General features: G+C 36.7%; 17 protein-coding genes. 5 read left to right on the forward strand and 12 right to left on the reverse strand.

The window, feature by feature from the left end; genetic code table 11:
• Positions 1–49: 49 nt before the first annotated feature.
• Positions 50–1,129, reverse strand: a complete 1,080-nt coding sequence (locus tag Bccel_RS10865; protein ID WP_050753369.1) for an LCP family protein — start codon at positions 1,127–1,129, stop codon at positions 50–52.
• Positions 1,130–1,429: 300 nt separating this feature from the next.
• A complete protein-coding gene (locus tag Bccel_RS10870; protein ID WP_036947387.1) occupies positions 1,430–1,630 on the reverse strand; it encodes a zinc-ribbon domain-containing protein in 201 nt (66 codons plus the stop codon).
• 330 nt (positions 1,631–1,960) lie between these two features.
• Between Bccel_RS10870 and Bccel_RS10875 the strand changes: the two genes are divergently transcribed.
• The 5 genes from Bccel_RS10875 (at position 1,961) to Bccel_RS10895 (ending at position 9,910) form a co-directional block, all read left to right on the forward strand.
• Positions 1,961–3,094: an aldo/keto reductase gene (locus Bccel_RS10875; RefSeq protein WP_036947389.1), complete on the forward strand. Its 1,134-nt coding sequence runs from the start codon at positions 1,961–1,963 to the stop codon at positions 3,092–3,094.
• 136 nt (positions 3,095–3,230) lie between these two features.
• Entirely contained in the window at positions 3,231–4,676 is a 1,446-nt protein-coding gene (locus Bccel_RS10880) for a cohesin domain-containing protein (RefSeq protein WP_036947391.1), read from the forward strand.
• 363 nt (positions 4,677–5,039) lie between these two features.
• Positions 5,040–7,034: a cohesin domain-containing protein gene (locus tag Bccel_RS10885; RefSeq protein WP_050753370.1), complete on the forward strand. Its 1,995-nt coding sequence runs from the start codon at positions 5,040–5,042 to the stop codon at positions 7,032–7,034.
• Between the two features lie 212 nt (positions 7,035–7,246).
• Entirely contained in the window at positions 7,247–8,104 is an 858-nt protein-coding gene (locus Bccel_RS10890) for a cohesin domain-containing protein (protein WP_050753371.1), read from the forward strand.
• A 183-nt stretch (positions 8,105–8,287) separates the two neighbouring features.
• Positions 8,288–9,910, forward strand: coding sequence for an IS1182 family transposase (locus Bccel_RS10895; protein WP_050753179.1), 1,623 nt, complete (start codon positions 8,288–8,290; stop codon positions 9,908–9,910).
• Positions 9,911–10,091: 181 nt separating this feature from the next.
• Here the strand turns inward: Bccel_RS10895 and Bccel_RS10900 are convergent, their stop codons facing one another.
• From Bccel_RS10900 to Bccel_RS10945, 10 genes are all read right to left on the reverse strand, one after another.
• Entirely contained in the window at positions 10,092–11,837 is a 1,746-nt protein-coding gene (locus tag Bccel_RS10900; protein ID WP_036941879.1) for an NADH-dependent [FeFe] hydrogenase, group A6, read from the reverse strand.
• Between the two features lie 18 nt (positions 11,838–11,855).
• Positions 11,856–13,652: an NADH-quinone oxidoreductase subunit NuoF gene (gene nuoF / locus Bccel_RS10905; protein WP_036941877.1), complete on the reverse strand. Its 1,797-nt coding sequence runs from the start codon at positions 13,650–13,652 to the stop codon at positions 11,856–11,858.
• Positions 13,653–13,665: 13 nt separating this feature from the next.
• Positions 13,666–14,037 (reverse strand): (2Fe-2S) ferredoxin domain-containing protein, encoded by a 372-nt coding sequence (locus tag Bccel_RS10910; protein WP_036941874.1) that lies wholly within the window; start codon positions 14,035–14,037, stop codon positions 13,666–13,668.
• Positions 14,021–14,587 carry an ATP-binding protein gene (locus Bccel_RS10915; protein ID WP_036941872.1) on the reverse strand — a complete coding sequence of 189 codons (567 nt, stop codon included), beginning with the start codon at positions 14,585–14,587 and terminating at the stop codon, positions 14,021–14,023. The genes Bccel_RS10910 and Bccel_RS10915 overlap by 17 nt, the downstream gene beginning before the upstream one ends.
• Before the next feature lies 1 nt (position 14,588).
• Positions 14,589–15,083: an NADH-quinone oxidoreductase subunit NuoE gene (gene nuoE / locus Bccel_RS10920; RefSeq protein WP_036941868.1), complete on the reverse strand. Its 495-nt coding sequence runs from the start codon at positions 15,081–15,083 to the stop codon at positions 14,589–14,591.
• Positions 15,084–15,221: 138 nt separating this feature from the next.
• A complete protein-coding gene (locus Bccel_RS10925; protein ID WP_036941865.1) occupies positions 15,222–15,935 on the reverse strand; it encodes a PHP domain-containing protein in 714 nt (237 codons plus the stop codon).
• An 84-nt stretch (positions 15,936–16,019) separates the two neighbouring features.
• The gene (locus Bccel_RS10930; protein WP_036941862.1) at positions 16,020–16,361 is read right to left on the reverse strand and encodes a DRTGG domain-containing protein; all 342 of its coding nucleotides are present in this window, start codon (positions 16,359–16,361) and stop codon (positions 16,020–16,022) included.
• A 2-nt stretch (positions 16,362–16,363) separates the two neighbouring features.
• Entirely contained in the window at positions 16,364–17,704 is a 1,341-nt protein-coding gene (locus Bccel_RS10935) for a [Fe-Fe] hydrogenase large subunit C-terminal domain-containing protein (protein ID WP_036941858.1), read from the reverse strand.
• Positions 17,705–17,778: 74 nt separating this feature from the next.
• Positions 17,779–18,207: an ATP-binding protein gene (locus Bccel_RS10940; RefSeq protein WP_036941855.1), complete on the reverse strand. Its 429-nt coding sequence runs from the start codon at positions 18,205–18,207 to the stop codon at positions 17,779–17,781.
• 109 nt (positions 18,208–18,316) lie between these two features.
• Positions 18,317–18,556, reverse strand: coding sequence for a hypothetical protein (locus Bccel_RS10945; protein ID WP_476748356.1), 240 nt, complete (start codon positions 18,554–18,556; stop codon positions 18,317–18,319).
• Between the last annotated feature and the right edge of the window lie 146 nt (positions 18,557–18,702).

Consider the following 18,702-nt stretch of genomic DNA (forward strand, 5'->3'; position numbering starts at 1 on the left):
TAAAGCTGCCATAACAAAAATAAAATTTGCTACGGCAGCTTATCCGTCATTAATTGTTCACATCTTCAATCTTGCCTACTATATAACAGTATGAACCGTTGATGGTAGTGTTCTTTCCAATGATAGTCGTGCTTTCAATCTTATATTTACTAAGTGCCAAATCTTTAAGTGTACCCATGTATGATGTAAGTATATCTCCAGCATCAATGCTTGTTTTCATATTCTTATTGAGTGTCTTTATAAGTCCAGGTAACTTTGTGATATTTCCCAGCGTCATTTTCTGCTGAAGAAACGCCTTCATAAAAGCTATCTGATTTTTTTTCCTCTCAATGTCACCCAAGCTCCTGAATACTTTGTTTTCATCATATCCCTGCCTGTATCTTACAAAACCTTCAGCCTGGGTTCCATTTAGATGCTGCGACCCTTTCTTTAAATGGATGGACAGACCTTGGAACGGATCGTCGTAATCCATCACATACGGAACATATATATCTACACCGCCAAAAAGATCTACAACTTGTTTAAACCCCTCAGTGTTAATCTTTATGTAATCTCTTATCTCTATTCTAAATACCTCTTTCATTATATCTGCCAGAAAATTTATTGAACCTGCATTAAATTTGCCTTCATAATTCATTTTGATTCCTATGTTGTATGCAGCATTAATTTTGTAAAAAGCGGAATTTTTCGCTCTGCCTGTTGTTTCAAGATGATGCCTGACCTTCTTGTTATAGTTTACATACATATCTCGCGGAATCATAATTATCTTTGCCACTTTACCATCATCATCCATACTTAGAATCCCTATAGTATCATAGAGCCCTGCTACCTTATCTTCACCGATAATTAATATATTTCTGCTCCCCTCAGCAACAAGGTTCTCAGGATAGGACTGGCCTTCCGTAACACCAGGTATGGAATTATAGTCAATCACTTCCGCAGTAGGAATAATAGTTGGAGTCACACATTGCGTAGGTGTAGAAGGAATAGTTGGCGTATTTTGAATAACAACAGGTGCCATTTCTACAGGCTTATCTACCCAAAAGAAATTAATAATAATAAAATAAGCCACAATGCCACAGACAATTCCAACTATAGAAAAAAATATTTCGCCTCTATACTTTTTCATATGTATTAGCTTCCTTTAGTAAACTTTTATATTACATATTCTATCATAATTAGCATGTAAATTGCGATGGAAGTTATTTAAATACGGAATTTTTATCGAATTATATCTTTTTATGCGATTCAATTTACTATGCAATGGATTTTTATGAAAATCAATTGACTTTTTAAGTCACGTCACTCACAATATGCGAGTGTAAACATGTGTTTTTAGAAATGAGTTTTAGAACAGAAACTATAATTTCCTAAACGTCTATAAAATAATTAAAGGAGAGTTTTCCTCTCCTTTTTATCTCGCTGAATATTAATATCTGTTGCCACCGTATCCGCCTGAATTTCCTCTTCCGTTACCAAATCCGCCGCGTTGTGCTTTTTTAGCTTTCCTACATGTTGGACATCTTTGTGGTTCATTCTGAAATCCTTTTTCTTTAAAGAATTCCTGTTCTCCTTCTGTAAAAAGAAAATCTGATCCGCAATCTTTGCATGACAATGTTTTGTCGGCCATATTAAATTACCTCCTTAACTATTTGGGATTTAACTAGATTCTTACCATGTCTCTCCGGAAAATTAAGGAGGGAAAATGATCGAATGGGAATTAAATCACAATTGAATAGTGTTTTATTAATAATATTATACTACATTATTCAAAAGTATTCAAGGAATTTTCTTACATCTATGTTTACTTCTGTTATGGGAAATATTTATAATTATTCATGTTATACGAATACGCCTATTGGCTAGTTTGCAAATAATATTGTATATGTAGAAAAAATTATATATTATTATATAAAACAAACAATTATTTTTTCAAATATTCAGCCAGAGGAGGTAAAAAATGAACTACAGGGACTTCGGTAATACGGGTGTAAAAATATCATCACTGGGATTTGGTGCAATGAGGCTGCCCCAAATAAATATCGACGGCAAAAATGTATTTGATGTAGAGGAAAGTATTAGAATAATTCATCGCTCATTCGAGCTTGGTGTCAATTATATCGATACAGCACCATATTACTGTGATGGCGAAAGCGAAATTATCGTAGGTAAAGCATTAAAAGGGTGGAGAGATAAAGTATACCTGTCAACAAAGAATCCAATTGAAGATGCATCAGGCCAGCACTTTTTAGAAAGACTTGAAAAATCTCTTAAAAAGCTTGATGTTGAGTACATCGACTTCTATCATATGTGGGGTATAGATCTTAATTGCTTCAATGAAAGAATCAATGTCAAGGATGGGGCATTAAGTGGTGCTCTGAAAGCTAAGGAACAGGGCCTTATCAAGCATTTATCCTTTTCTTTTCATGATAAGGCTGAAAATCTACCCAAATTGATTGATACCGGAATATTTGAGACTGTTCTTTGCCAGTATAACCTGATGGATAGAAGCAATGAAGATGCTATGATCAGGGCAAAGGAAAAAGGGCTGGGAGTCGTTGTAATGGGACCTGTTGGCGGCGGCAGACTTGGAGCTCCTTCTGAAACTATAAGGAACCTACTCCCCGGCAAAGTTAAAACAAGTGCCGAAATAGCCCTCAGGTTTGTTTTATCAAACCCTAATGTGTCATGTGCACTTTCCGGTATGGGCACTATGGAAATGGTAGAAGAGAATTGCAGATTAGCATCTATGGATTCTAGGTTAAGTAAAAGCGAAGTTGAAAATGTAAAGGCTGCAATGAGTGAAAATAAAAAGCTGGAAGAACTCTATTGTACCGGTTGCAATTACTGTATGCCCTGTCCTCATGAAGTAAACATACCTCTTAATTTCCAATTAATGAATTATCATAGGGTTTACGGTATTACAGATTATGCTAAAGATCAATATAGCCAAATAGGCATGTTTGATTGGCTGAAGGGTAAAAAGGCTGAAGAATGTATAGAATGCGGTATTTGTGAAGATAAGTGTCCTCAAAAACTAGAAATAAGAAAGCAGCTTAAAGAAACCGCATCGGTTCTTGGTAGCAAAAAGTAATTTTGCAGCATTGATGTTGTTTTGAGAAATTATTGCAAATACACTGTAATTTCTCACCCATCAAAAAGCTAACTATACTAAAAGTGATAGAGATATTTTAAATTAATTTAATCTTATATTAATAGGAGGGTTTACTATGAAAGGAAAAAAAATAATTGCATTGCTTGTCACCAGTCTTATTTTAAACACATTATTTGGATTATCATCATTTTCAGCCCCTGAGCCGGTAGAAGTAGTTTACGGTGATTTTGATCAAGACGGAAATGTCGACTCTGATGATTACGCATATATGCGTCAGTATCTTTTGGGTATGATCAGTGATGATAAGATTCCCAAAACTGCAGATGTTGATGGGGACGGAAACTATGACTCAGATGATTACGCATATATGCGCCAGTATCTTTTGGGTATGATCAGTGTTTTTCCTGCCCAGAAATCAGCAACTCCATCACCTACTTCTACACCAACTTCTGTATCAACCTATACACCTACTAATGAAACTACTCCCACACCTACTATTTCTTCTGGACCTGAATTATACATGATTGCTTCCAATGAATCGTCTAATATATATAAAGTAACTCTTAATATAAAAAACATTGAAAGGTTTTCCGGTTACCAGGCCAATCTCGTATATGATCCTAAGGTCCTTAAGCCTATTAACTTGGACAACTCGGAATTCACTTCACAATCACCGGTTGAGGCAGGCAGTTTATTGACTAAAAAATATTCGCCGATAGATTTTGCAATGCACGACCTGCAAAACGGAGTACTGAATTTTGGAAGAGCATATATAGCAATCAGTTCATACAAGAGTTCAGGAGTTTCTGAATCTTCAGGTACAATAGGCGTAATATATTTTAAAATGCTGAAAAGTGAAGCGACACAGATACTTTTGGAGAATTGTTCTACCATGCCTGAAGCAGTGAGTGGTACTATCATTTCCGACTGGAACGGAGATCTGGTCCTCAATTATAGTGTAACTTCAAAAATATCATTAGTACCGTCAAATACATCAGTGCCTTCAAATACACCAGTACCTTCTGTTACCCCAACAGCTGCACCTGGTTTGTTTATGAACAGTGAAAAAGTGCCTAGTTCTAATGGTCTTCTAAAAGTAACATTAAACGTCTCTAATATCAAAAACCTGGCAGGATATCAGGTAAATCTAAAATACAATCCTGAAATCCTCTTACCAGTTAATATGGATGGCTCGGAATTTAATGACAGCTCTAACATAGAACCAGGCACTCTCTTTAAGAATAACGATTATTCACCACTTAAGTTGGCAAACCATGATTTGGCTAATGGAACACTGAACTTTGGAACGGCTTACATTGATGTCAATTCCTATAAAAAATCTACAACTCTTAAGACAAGCGGTACAATAGCTGTAATTTATTTTACGGTCCTTAAACACGTTCCAACTGAAATTGAGTTGACTGATTGTGAAACCATGCCCTTAGCAGTTAGTGGAACTATTTTATATAATTGGGATTGTTCTCAGGTGTTTGAATATTCAGTTGTCAAATCCCTGAAGATTGAACCTTCTTCTATGACAATACCCGTACCGGCAACATAAATTAATAAGACCACTGCTGAAGTTGGATAAATTATTAATACCAAACAATCAAGGTTACAAAATCACAAGCCATTTTGTAACCTTGATTGTTATCATAGGAAATTATGATGTAGCAAACACCATAATTTCTGCATAAAAATCATTTTAACCTTTTACATAAATAAAATATGGTATATAATTTAGGTATAAAAATAGACAAAACCGTTCTAGTATACATAATATCGATGGCTTTGTCAATATGGAATTTGTAATTTTTGGTTATTCATCAGAATACTGATTTATTTTATTCCATATTAAGCAAATCAATATCGGTATAGTATGGGATGTTAAACGGTAAATTTTTCAAAGGGGGTTTACAAAAATATGAAGTGTACAAAAATTATTGCACTGATGATTGTCGTACTAGTTTCTCTTTCCTTAGGTTCTCTGGCTCTTGTAACAACGGCATCATCACAAGTGCTTTGGGGTGACGTCGACGGCGACGGAAACTTCAATTCAAACGACTATGCATTAATGAGACAGTGTCTGCTCGGAATGATAAGTAAGGAATCTGTTGCAGCAACTGCCGATGTTGATGGTGACGGGAAGCTTACATCTGATGACTACGCATATATGAAACGTCATTTATTAGGTATGATCTCAGTATTTCCAGTAGAAGAAAGCATGATTACTCCTACCCCTACAGCTGATATAAAGGGTAGTCTTACAATGTCATTTAATAAAAATCATGCTGACCAGGGTGATATTATTATTGCAAGCCTCAATATAAAAGATATTAAGGACTTTGCAGGGTATCAAGTCAATATTAAGTACGATGCTACAGTTCTCCAGCCTATTATACCTTTTGGTGATGATTATCTTCCTTATGGTAATCTGACACCCGCAGAACCTGGTACTCTTCTTGCAAAAGAGGAATTTAAGCCTGTAGATATTGTTTTCCATGATACAGAAATAGGATTATTAAGCTTTGGTAGATCATACCTTAAGCTGGATGCATACAAAAACTCAGGAAATATTGAAACCACAGGTTCTGTAGGTATTATCAGATTCAGAGTCCTAAGGGTTATTCCTACTAAGGTATACTTCAAGGGTACAAAAATTCTCCCTTCAGGTATTCAAGGCACTGCCCTCTATGATTTTAATGCAAACCAGATTATGAACTATGATATTATTCAGCCTAATACATTATTCTCACAATCCGACTCAACACCTACTCCTACAATTGAATCCACACAAACTCCTACTCCAACATCTATACCTACATCTATACCAACAGCTACACCTACCTCTACCCCTACAGCTGATATAAATGGTAGTCTTACAATGTCATTTAATAAGAATCATGCTGACCAGGGTGATATTATTATTGCAAGCCTCAATATAAAAGATATTAAGGACTTTGCAGGTTATCAAGTCAATATTAAGTATGATGCTACAGTTCTGCAGCCTATTATACCTTTTGGTGATGATTATCTTCCTTATGGTAATCTGACACCCGCGGAACCAGGTACTCTTCTTGCAAAAGAGGAATTTAAGCCTGTAGATATTGTTTTCCATGATACAGAAATAGGATTATTAAGCTTTGGTAGATCATACCTTAAGCTGGATGCATACAAAAACTCAGGAAATATTGAAACCACAGGTTCTGTAGGTATTATCAGATTCAGAGTCCTAAGGGTTATTCCTACTAAGGTATACTTCAAGGGTACAAAAATTCTCCCTTCAGGTATTCAAGGCACTGCCCTCTATGATTTTAATGCAAACCAGATTATGAACTATGATATTATTCAGCCTAATACATTATTCTCACAATCCGACTCAACACCTACCCCTACAATTGAATCCACACCAACTCCTACTCCAACATCTACACCTACTCCAAAGCTTGGTGTATTCAATTTGGTTGTAGACAAAACCGATGCTCCAGTTGGTGATATAATTACTACAACCCTTAGCATAAAAGAAATTCCCAACTTTTCCGGATACCAGGCAACATTGAAGTATGACCCCGATTGCTTGCAGCCGGTATACTCGGACGGTACACCTTATGATAAAACTTCAGCAGCAGAAACAGGCTCATTGCTTTGCGGGAGATATTCGCCGACTGATCTTGCTTCAAACGATCTTGAAAGCGGCCTATTGAACTTTGGTAGAGCCTATATGGCTTTAAATACTTACAGAAACTCAAAAGCCCCGGAATCCTCAGGTATTCTTGCCAAAGTTCATTTTAAGGTTCTTAAACCCTATACGAAACCTGCACTGGTAGATAATTCTTTACTTGACAACGATATAGAAGGCACCCTTGTATTTGATTGGAATGGAAACATTGTAACAGACTATAATGTAGCACAATATTAAAAGATTGCACATATATAGGATTTATTCAAAAGATACGGTGAGGGCTGAAATTTCAGCCCTCATCAATTTTTATAGCTTTCTTAAAAAACTATTGTTTCATCATATATTTAATGATAATATTTTAATATGCCAGAATCATTATTAATCCTACAACTAGCAGATTAAATGACATAGGCAATGACAAAAATTATTAACTAAAAGGGGTTTAAATTATGAGTATCAAAAGAAAAATCGTATTAGCTTTGTTATTTTCAATCCTTACAACAATGTTTTTTACAAACACACTATACGCTGATAACCAACCGTCAATATTTATTGAGTTTGACAAAACCAAAGCAAGTGTTGGTGAAACCATTAAAGCATCTGTAAAAATCAATAATATTAAAGATTTTGGCGGCTACCAAGTCCGCTTAAGATATAATCCTAAAGTACTTCAGGCTGTTGACGCAGATAATGGAACACCTTTAGAAAACAAAACACCTCCTACCAAAGGTGATCTGCTTCAGAATAAGGATTATTCTCCCATGGGCCTTACAACTAATATCATTGAGGACGGTATACTTGATTTTGGAAATCTATATATGAACATGATTGATTATAAAAAAAGCGGAAAAGCTGAGACAACCGGAACACTTGCTGTTATCGGCTTCAAAGTTCTCCAGGATGCAGCAACTGAAGTTATATTTGATGATGTTAACGGAAATCCAGGTGCCATTAACGGAGTTATGTTGTTTGATTGGACCGGTGCTCAATTGGCAAGTGGATATAGTATTGTAAATGCTCCTAAAATAAATGCCTCATCAAAACCTATTCCGCTTCCAAGCTTTACTACAAGACCAACATTAAAGCCTAGTACAGCGGCTTCCCCTGCTTCATCAGCAGCGCCTGAAACATCTGCTTCAGCAGTTGTTTCACCTGACAACACTAAAGCAGATGATAACAGTGCCGCTAAAGATGAGACGCCTGCAGAAAACAAATCTACCCTCATTGTTGTAATAATTGTTCTGGCAGCCGTCGTTGTTATTATTCCGATTATAATGGTTGTACTTATGAAGAAAAGAAAGAAATAATTTTGAAAAATCACCTTAAATATATAAGGCACATCTTTAGAGAATTTTATACAATATATTCAAAGTGGAATTTTAAATATAAAAGGGGCTGTTGCACTAAGAAATTAGTGTAGGAGCCCTTTTTACTTGCAAAAAACAATTGCCAGACTATTCAAAGTCCGGCAAAAGGTGTAAAATATTTTTATGCTAGTAAAAAATTTAACACATAAAGATTATACCACGCACGGTGGTTTCTATCAATTAAAATTGCCGTTAAATGTTGAATGTATGATTCCGAATGATGATTCTGTAAGGTTGCTGGGTCAAATTGTAGAGGAGATGAATTTATCAGAATTATATAAGACTTATTCCCGTTTAAGGAAAAAACAAGCAACCCCAACACAGATGCTGAAGATCATGCTATATGCTTATATGAATAGTAATTATTCTACAAGGAAAATCGAAAGAGCCTGCAAGCGGGACATTAATTATATGTACCTTCTTGAAGGCTCGCCTGCTCCGGATTATACAACAATTGCAAGATTCAGAAGTATTCATTTTGCACCTGTTTCAGAAAATCTTTTGGCACAGTTTACGCAGATGCTTGCTGAAAACAAAGAAATTTCAATGAAAAATCTATTTATTGATGGGACAAAGCTTGAAGCTGCATCAAATAAATATACTTTTGTCTGGAAAGGTTCTGTCACTAAGAATCAGAAAAAACTGATGGATAAGCTCCCAACTTTTTTAAAACAAACAGAAGAGAATTTTGGATTTAAGATTTTATATGGTGAAGAAATCAAGATGCACCATTTGAAAAAGCTCAGACGTAAACTTTGCAAAATAAAAAACGATGAAGATATTCAATTTGTCTCTGGTATAGGAAAAAGAAAATCTCCTCTCCAAAAAACATTTGAACAGCTGGATGAATACATATCAAGGCTCAAGAAATATAATAAGCATCTGCATCTCATGGGGGATAGAAATAGCTATTCAAAGACAGACCCTGATGCAACCTTCATGAGGATGAAAGAAGATGCTATGAAGAATGGGCAACTAAAACCCGGCTACAACATTCAGTTTGGGGTAGATGCTGAATATATAGTATGGATTAGTGCTGGACCACAGCCTACAGATACAACCACGCTAATACCATTTTTAGACAGCATAAAGAGTCGTTTGAAGTATACTTACAGAAATATAGTTGCAGACTCAGGCTATGAAAGTGAGGAAAACTACGTCTATCTCGATGAGAACGGTCAGCTTGCTTTTATCAAACCTTCCAATTATGAAATTAGTAAGACACGGAAATATAAAACTGATATCAGTAGGAAGGAAAATATGAGCTATGACAAAGAAAACGACTTTTATATATGTAGCAGCGGTAAAAAGCTTGTAGCCACAGGGATTAAATTCAGCAAAAGCAAGACTGGCTATAGAAGTGAGAAAACCTGTTATACATGTGAAGATTGCACTCAATGCCCTATTAAATCAAAATGCATTAAGGGAAACAGCAAAAAGCCATTGGAAGAACGAACCAAGCATCTTGAAGTTTCAAAACTATTTCAGCAAAAACGTGAGGCAGCGATAACCAGAATCCTTAGTGATGAGGGAAAAGAGCTCAGAATGAACCGAAGTATTCAGTCTGAAGGTGCTTTTGGAGAAATAAAACAAGATATGGGATTCAGACGTTTTTTGTGTAAAGGGAAAAAGAATATCTTGGCAGAATGTATTCTTCTTGGCTTAGCTCATAATGTAAACAAACTGCACAACAAAATTCAGTCAGAACGATGTTCTACATATTTACATCCATTAAAAACAGCTTAGATAAAAATGTTTATAATAAAGAGCATAAATCAGTAAGCTTTATTTGCTATACTCTTTTTTCAAAAGAAAGAAAAAGAATATAATATTTTGGTTAAAATATTTCACTATCATTATAGAAATGGGGCGTTGTACTACGATTATAAATCGTAATTGCAACAGCCCCTTTTATATTTATTGAGAATTATTCTTCTGGATAGTTCTCCCTCTTTACATAATGTGTATGAAGCAATTCATGTGCCTTATGGCTTCCAGGCTCTTTAAAGTATTCATCATACAGTGTTTTAACTCTAGGATTATCATGGGACTTTCTGATAGGCATTTCCTTATCTTCATCATAAATTGCCTTTGCTCTTTCAGACCTCAAATCAATCCAGCTTCTTACAGATGAAGGCTGAATCGGCTGACCTCCACCGTTTACACATCCACCAGGACAAGCCATTATTTCTATAAAGTGGTACTCTTCACCATTTTTAATCTTTTCAAGAAGCTTCCTTGCATTTCCAAGACCATGTGCCACAGCGGCCTTTATCTTCATACCACCAGCCTCAACAACAGCTTCCTTAACACCATCTATTCCTCTTACTGCATTATATTCAATACTTTCTGATGGCTTTCCATTTAATATTTCTGTAACTGTTCTTAATGCAGCTTCCATAACTCCGCCTGTAGCTCCGAAAATTACGCCGGCACCTGATGCTTCGCCCATAGGATCGTCAAACTGTCTGTCAGGAAGCTCTTTGAAATCAATAGCCGCTTCCCTAATCATTTTAGCAAGCTCTCTGGTTGTCAAAACAACATCTACATCCGGATAACCAGTACTAGACAATTCCGGTCTCTGTGCCTCATATTTCTTTGCTGTACAGGGCATTATGGATACCACAAATATCTTTGATGGATCTATACCCATTTTTTCTGCATAATATGATTTCAAAACCGCACCAAACATTTCGTGAGGTGACTTACATGTTGAAAGATTGTCTAAAAATTCCGGAAAATTATGCTCACAGAATTTTATCCATCCAGGACTGCAACTTGTTATAAGAGGCAGCTTCCCGCCATTTTTTATCCTGCTTAATAATTCTGTGCCTTCCTCCATTATAGTAAGGTCGGCTGCAGTATCGGTATCAAATACCTTTGCAAATCCAAGTCTTCTCAAAGCAGCTATCATATTGCTTGTAGCCCTTGAGCCGATAGGCATTCCGAATTCTTCCCCTATTGCAACCCTGACAGCTGGAGCAGTTTGAACAACTACATGAAGATCCTTGTTGGCAAGAGCTTCCCAAACTTTATCCGTTCCATCCTTCTCACGAAGAGCACCTACAGGACATACATTTATACACTGTCCGCACATTGTACAAGGTACTTCATCAAGAGATTTGTTGAAAGCTGGTGTTACAAGTGTTTTAAAACCTCTTTCAGTAGTATCAATAACTGCTACTCCCTGAACATTTTTACACATGCTTACACAACGTCTGCAAAGTACACATTTATTAGGATCTCTAACAATTGATGGTGAAACTTCATCTAACGGCATTTTCATTGAATCGCCATCAAATCTTATATCCCTAATGTTTAAATCCTGAGCCAGTTTTTGAAGTTCACAGTTATTGCTTCTCACACATGTAAGGCATTTTCTGTCATGGTTTGATAATATGAGCTCCAAAGTAACCTTTCTTGCTTCACGGACTGCAGGAGTCTGGGTATTTATAACCAAGCCTTCAGAAACCGGATAAACACAAGCAGCCTGTAAGCTTCTTGCACCTTGTATTTCAACAAGACACATTCTGCATGCACCGATCTCATTTATTTCCTTAAGGAAGCAAAGTGTCGGTATATCAATGTTAGCAAATCTTGCCGCCTCCAAAACCGTATAATTCTTTGGAACTTGAATTTTTCTACTGTCTATCGTAATATTTACTGTTTCCATTTTAACACTCCCCTTCCATTAAACATTCTTGAATATAGCCTTGAATGGACATTTTTCCATACAAGCACCACATTTAACACACTTGTCATTATCTATAACATAAGGAACCTTCTTTTCGCCGCTGATACATCCAACAGGACATGCTTTTGCACATATACCGCAGCTCTTACACATATCAGCATTTACTACATATTGCATCATAGATTTACATACCCCTGCAGGGCATTTTTTATCTTTGACATGTGCCAAATATTCATCCTTAAAGTAGTGCAGTGTACTTAAAACAGGGTTTGGTGCTGTTTGACCAAGTCCACACAAAGCAGAAGCCTTAATATTCTTTGCAAGTATTTCCAATTTAGTTATATCATCTTCTTTTCCCTTACCGTCAGTTATCCTTTCCAATATTTCCAACATCCTCTTTGTTCCAATACGGCAAGGAGGACATTTACCACAGGACTCATCAACAGTAAATTCCAGGAAGAACTTTGCTATATCAACCATACAGGTATCTTCATCCATAACTATAAGTCCACCTGATCCCATCATTGAACCCAACTGGATTAGTGAATCATAATCAATTGGAACATCTAAGTGGCTGGCAGGAATACATCCGCCTGAAGGTCCTCCGGTCTGTGCTGCCTTAAACTTCTTACCTTCTGGTATACCTCCGCCGATTTCATATACAACCTCTCGTAAAGTAGTACCCATTGGTACTTCTACAAGCCCTGTGTTGTTTATATTACCTCCAACTGCAAAAACCTTTGTTCCCTTACTCTTTTCAGTACCTATGCTCGAAAACCACTCTGCACCCTTATTAATAATTGGAGGAATATTTGCGTATGTTTCAACGTTGTTAAGAAGTGTTGGTTTATTCCACAAACCTTTAACAGCAGGGAAAGGAGGTCTTGGTCTTGGCTCTCCTCTTTTTCCTTCAATGGAAGTCATAAGTGCTGTTTCCTCACCACACACAAATGCTCCTGCTCCCAACCTGATTTCAAGGTCAAAGTTAAAATCAGTACCGAAAATATTGCTTCCAAGCAAACCATACTGCTTTGCCTGTTCAATAGCTATATTAAGACGCTTAACAGCGATGGGGTACTCCGCTCTTATATAAATATATCCCTGATTGGCACCAACAGCATATCCTGCTATTGCCATAGCTTCTATTACTGAATGTGGGTCACCTTCAAGTACGCTTCTGTCCATAAATGCTCCAGGATCTCCTTCGTCAGCATTACAACAAACATACTTCTGGTCATCTTTTGACTTGGCAGTAAATTCCCACTTCAAACCGCTTGGGAAGCCTCCGCCCCCTCTTCCTCTAAGTCCTGACTTCTTGATTGTATCTATAACCTCTTCCGGAGTCATTTCGGTTAAAACCTTAGCTAAGGCTTTGTATCCATCAAAAGCAATGTATTCTTCAATTAGCTCCGGATTTATAACACCACAATTTCTAAGAGCTATTCTTAATTGCTTTTTAAAGAATTCAACTCCTTCAAGTGAAGTTTCAATACCATCACTGTTTTGTCCATTCTCCAATAACCTGTTAACTATTCTGCCTTTTAAAAGATGTTCTTCAACAATTTCCTTAATATCCTCAACTTGAACCATTGTATACATACACCCTTCTGGATATACAACTACAACAGGTCCACGTGCACACAAGCCGAAACAGCCTGTCTTTACTACCTTAACCTCATTTGCCAGGCCATTATTATTTAAATGTGTTTCAAACTCACTCATTATCTTCTCTGAATTTGATGAAACACAACCGGTACCACCACAAACCAGAACATGTGCTCTATAAATCTGCATCTATTCTCCCCCCTTATTTCTTATCTTCATAACCAATTGTATAATCTACACAAATCCTGCCGTTAACAATGTGCTCTGTTACTATACGAGCAGCTTTTTCCGCAGTCATCTTAACATAAGTAGTCTTATTACCATTTGGGTCAATTACTTCAACAATAGGCTCAAGCCTGCAAACACCAACGCATCCAGTCATAGTAACACTGGCATTTTTCACTTCTCTTTTATTAAGCTCTTCCATAAATGCATTCATAACAGGTCTTGCACCAGCAGCAATTCCACATGTAGCCATACCTACTACTATCCTGTAGCCTTCTATATTTGTTCTAACTCCCATTTTGTCTAAAGCTTTCTTTCTTATTTCTTCAAGTTCAGCTATTGATTTCATTTAATACACCTCCAAAAGTAACATTTATACCCTCATTTATATAGCCTTTAATCCAGTTTAGGACTTCATATTCATTGATAGAAACCCCGTTAAGCACTTTTTTTACCTCTTCTGTATCGAAAACATACTTCTCGTCATCGTAGGAAAGTGTTAGGGTTAAGTGCAGGTTTTCATTTGAAACAAGTACACCTGTAAAGGTACCTGCAACATCTCCCAAGGGTGGCCTGTCAATATTATTAATCTTAAATACAGCCTCTATAGTTGTACCAACGCCCTTTTTTGAGGTAATGCCGAGGTGCCCTTCACTCATTTCTGCAGAAGCCTTAAAAAGTGAAATTCCCAATCCGACTTTCCTTGTATCTCTGGTTGTTATAAAAGGATCGGTAACCTTCTTGACCATTTCTTCATCCATTCCCTTGCCGTTATCTGCTACACTTATTTTGAGCTCATTACTTTTTGAATACGCAGCAATAGTAACGTCAATTCGCGTTCCCAGAGCAACTATTGAGTTCTGTATAACATCCATAAGATGTAATGATAAATCTCTCATTCTAGTCCTTTTTGTATTTTTCTATAATACCTTCAATATCATCAGGTGAAAGTCTTCCATAAACATCTTCATTTATCATCATAACAGGTGCCAAACCACAAGCTCCTATACATCTGCATGCTTCAAGAGAAAACATGCCGTCATCTGTACATTTGCCAACTTCTACACCAAGCTTTTCTTTAAGCTTGTCAAGAATTAACCCGGCACCCTTAACGTAGCAAGCGGTACCCATGCAAAGCTGAATATTATATTTACCTTTTGGTTCAAGAGAAAATTGAGTATAGAATGTGACTACTCCATATATTTCGGAAAGCGGAACATTTAGTCCCTCAGATATAGTTTTTTGAACACTCAGAGGCAGATAGCCGTAAACTTCTTGTGCTTCGTGCAGTACTGGGATCAAAGCACCTTTTGTGTTTTTATACTTCTCAATTATTTGCTGCAGCTTTACTTTATTTTCATCTGCACATCCACAGCAACAATCTTTTGAATTCATATAGATAACCCCCTTGTCATCGGAGCTATTGCTCCATTTTTACATGTTAAAAATTTAACATCAATCGTTAATATTATAACAAAGTAACAAGCCAAATTCAATATTAAATAACCGAATTGCTACATATTTTTGTAATATCTATCCGTTCCTTATTTTAGATATAACACATTCTGCGGACTTTTCGTCAATATCTATAAATGACTCCCTTTCAGATATGTTCGGGAGAGAATGAGCATCGGATGATACAATCAAACTGCATTCACCAACCTCAGGATACTGCTTTTTTAAAGTTTCTATACAGGCTTTTTTTGATACTTCGAGATATTTAAACCCAAAGTGTTGCGGAATGCTCCCAAGATTGGATAAAATGCTGTAGGAGTTTCTGTCTATATGAGCTGGAATCATTACACCATTAAGACTTAATACAGTTCTATATACTTCTTCTATTGGTATTCCAACTGCAGTTAGCAGAAATCTATCTATTGATCCCAACTCATCATCATATTCATTAAGAATAATCTGCCTGCCAAAAATATCTTCCCTGTTTTTTAGAGACGGAAGATTACTATAAACAATTTCCTGCATCTTATTCGCTTCATCTAAACCTGGAAATAGGCACACAACATGTATTTCTTCCATTGTTTCTATTTCCATGCCCGGCACAACCAAAATATCCTTCCCTAGTGAGCATTTAACAACCGCCTCCAGATTTTCAGCTGAATTATGGTCGGTAACCGCTATTATATCCAATTCCTTTAACAGTGACATGTTTACTATGTTATTAGGAGTCATATCTTTATCAGAACATGCAGACAATGCAGAATGAATGTGCAAGTCGTATGCTAACCTCATTTGGACCCTCCAGGATTTTCAAGATTTTAAGCCTCCAAGCATTCCATATTATCTAGTTATAGTTATATTCATATATATCCAATTCTACAATCCAATGCCGTACTCATACGCCCTGCAGCATATTTCGTAAGTGCTAAGGCTGGTCCCTAAAATAACTACTCCTTCGTTTTCAGCCCTCTTGATGGTATCCTGTTCAACAATGATATCTTCAGGAACGATTATACATGAAACCTCTGTTAATACTGCTACAGCAGCAATATTGAGATTTGTGTGAACTGTTATCCAGGCATCGCCTTTTTGGGCATGGGACATAACCCAGCTTAATAGATCACATGCGTAAACACCTTTAATATTATTTTCCAATCCCTCATTATTACCTGTCCATACCTTCATACCAATCCTATCAATAAACTCCCTAACCTTCATATCTATTTCTCCTCATCTGCTACATCCTTATTGCTTGATTCTTTATCCATAACAGGTGGCATTATACCTTCAAGTTCCATCATTTGAATAGCCAATCCTCTTACCCTGTCTCTAAGCTTAAACAAGCAATCAGTCTCATTAGCCATCCCTCTTACAATGTCCTCTGCAAGAGCTCTGCAGCTAGGTGCACCGCAAGCACCACAATCGAGGCCTGGAAGACCATTCTCAATCTGTTGAAGATCTTCAAGCTTCTTCATGGCTTTTTCAATATCATCATCAAGCTTTAAAACCGGCTTATATTTTACATTTCCAGTCCAATCAATGTTATCGTATTCATCCTCATGCTCGCAATTTGAAACCGCCTTTTCCTTAGCTTCATCTATATGCTTTTTAAGCTTGGTTTTAGCTACATAACAATTCTCAATTGTCAATGGTCCTCCAAGACATCCACCCTTGCATGCCAATGCTTCAATAAAAATCACATCTTCCAGTCGATCATTCTCTACTTCTTCCAGTATGGTAATGACCTCATGAATACCGTCAACCGCTAAAAAAGAATCTGTACCTAAAGCAAGACTTTCTCCTCCAGAATTAGCCCACCTAATTCCTTCAAATCCTGCAACACTAAGGTCTTCCGGAGTCCTATGTTTCATAAGGTTGTTTAAAACACCAAGATAAATATCCTTAATTGATATTACACCACTAACCGAAGATAATTCCCTTTCATAAGGAGCCATAACACTGGTCATTTTAGCAGCACATGGAGTTATAAAAAACACACCAACGTCCTCTTTTAAAAGATTCTCCATTTTCATGGCTTTATCCCTTGCTATCTTAGCAGCAACTTCCATGGGTGACTCTAACTTCAGTATGTTATCGATAAGATTTGGAAATCTAACCTGAATCAGCCTTACAACAGCCGGACATGCAGATGAAATAAGAGGAAATTTTTGACCTTCCTTGTTTATTAGTTTTTTTGTTGCTCTGCTTACTATCTCAGCTGCTTTTGCAACCTCATATACCTCGTCAAATCCATAGGATTTTAATGCAGTTAAAATCCTATCCCGTGAATATATGCTCTTGTACTGCCCATATAAGGATGGTGCCGGAATTACTATCTTGTATTTGAAATTTTTTATCATTTCCACCGGATCCGTAATAGCCTTTTTGGCATGATATGGGCATATTCTTATACATTCTCCGCAGTCTATGCACCGTTCATTAATTATCCTTGCTTTACCTTTTCTTACCCTTATCGCCTCTGTAGGGCAACGTTTTATACAATTAGTGCAGCCTCTGCACTTTTCCTCATCAAGTGTTACAGAATGAAAATAAGTTCCCATACATACACCCCCCTTTTTAAAACCAACCATATTAAGTATTAACCAATAGTCAGCCGATCAACGAATATCATTTCTTATTTAAGATAGACCGTTATCGTTACCACAGTGCCTCTGCCAACCTCTGTGTCTATCTCCAATTGATCTGCATACCTCTTCATGTTAGGAAGCCCCATGCCTGCTCCAAATCCCATATCTCTTACATGATCCGGTGCAGTGGTATACCCTTCCTGCATAGCTAAGTCCACATCTGGAATACCTGGTCCATTATCGCATATTTTAATAATCACCTTGTCTTTCCATATTTCTATGTGTGCTGCACCACCATTAGCATGAATTACTGCATTAATTTCAGCCTCATACATTGATATCGCAGTCTTTTTTATCTTATCAGGTGCTACTCCTAGCTGGTTTAGCATTTTTTTTACTGAGCTGGAAGCTTCACCTGCATGCAAAAAATCATTTGCCGGTATGTCATAATTCAGTTCCAAGAAACTGTCCGTCAACAACAACCACCTCTTCCGGTTATTCCAGCTTCATAAAGCTTACCGCAGGCAATAAACATTGAATACTTTGTTGTTAATATAGTTATACCCTTTTCATTTGCCAAATCAATTATTTCCTGTGAAGGATTTTTGCCCTTACAAAAACTATAACTTTTATATCCATCATTTCTGCAGTACGAACTACCTGTAAATTGATAAGACCTGTCAGTAAAACTACATTTTCTTTGACAAATGCCATTACATCACTCATCAAATCTGCCCCACAAGCCGAATCTATTTCTATATCCCTGTTTTGTTCTCCTGCTATTATAGCAGCCTCAAGAACTGTTGAAATTTCTTTAATTTTCATACCTCTACCTTTTCCTTTCCTTACATATGGATAACGAACCGTAAAGATTTATATAGTTATATAAGTTAACTTGAAATGTTGCAGTACTTTAAATATGGATGAACAAAATCGCTTACGATTTTGTCAACCTTGATCGTTGTTGTGAG

Source organism: Pseudobacteroides cellulosolvens ATCC 35603 = DSM 2933 (genome assembly GCF_001262605.1).
In the GTDB taxonomy this organism is placed as follows: domain Bacteria; phylum Bacillota; class Clostridia; order Acetivibrionales; family DSM-2933; genus Pseudobacteroides; species Pseudobacteroides cellulosolvens.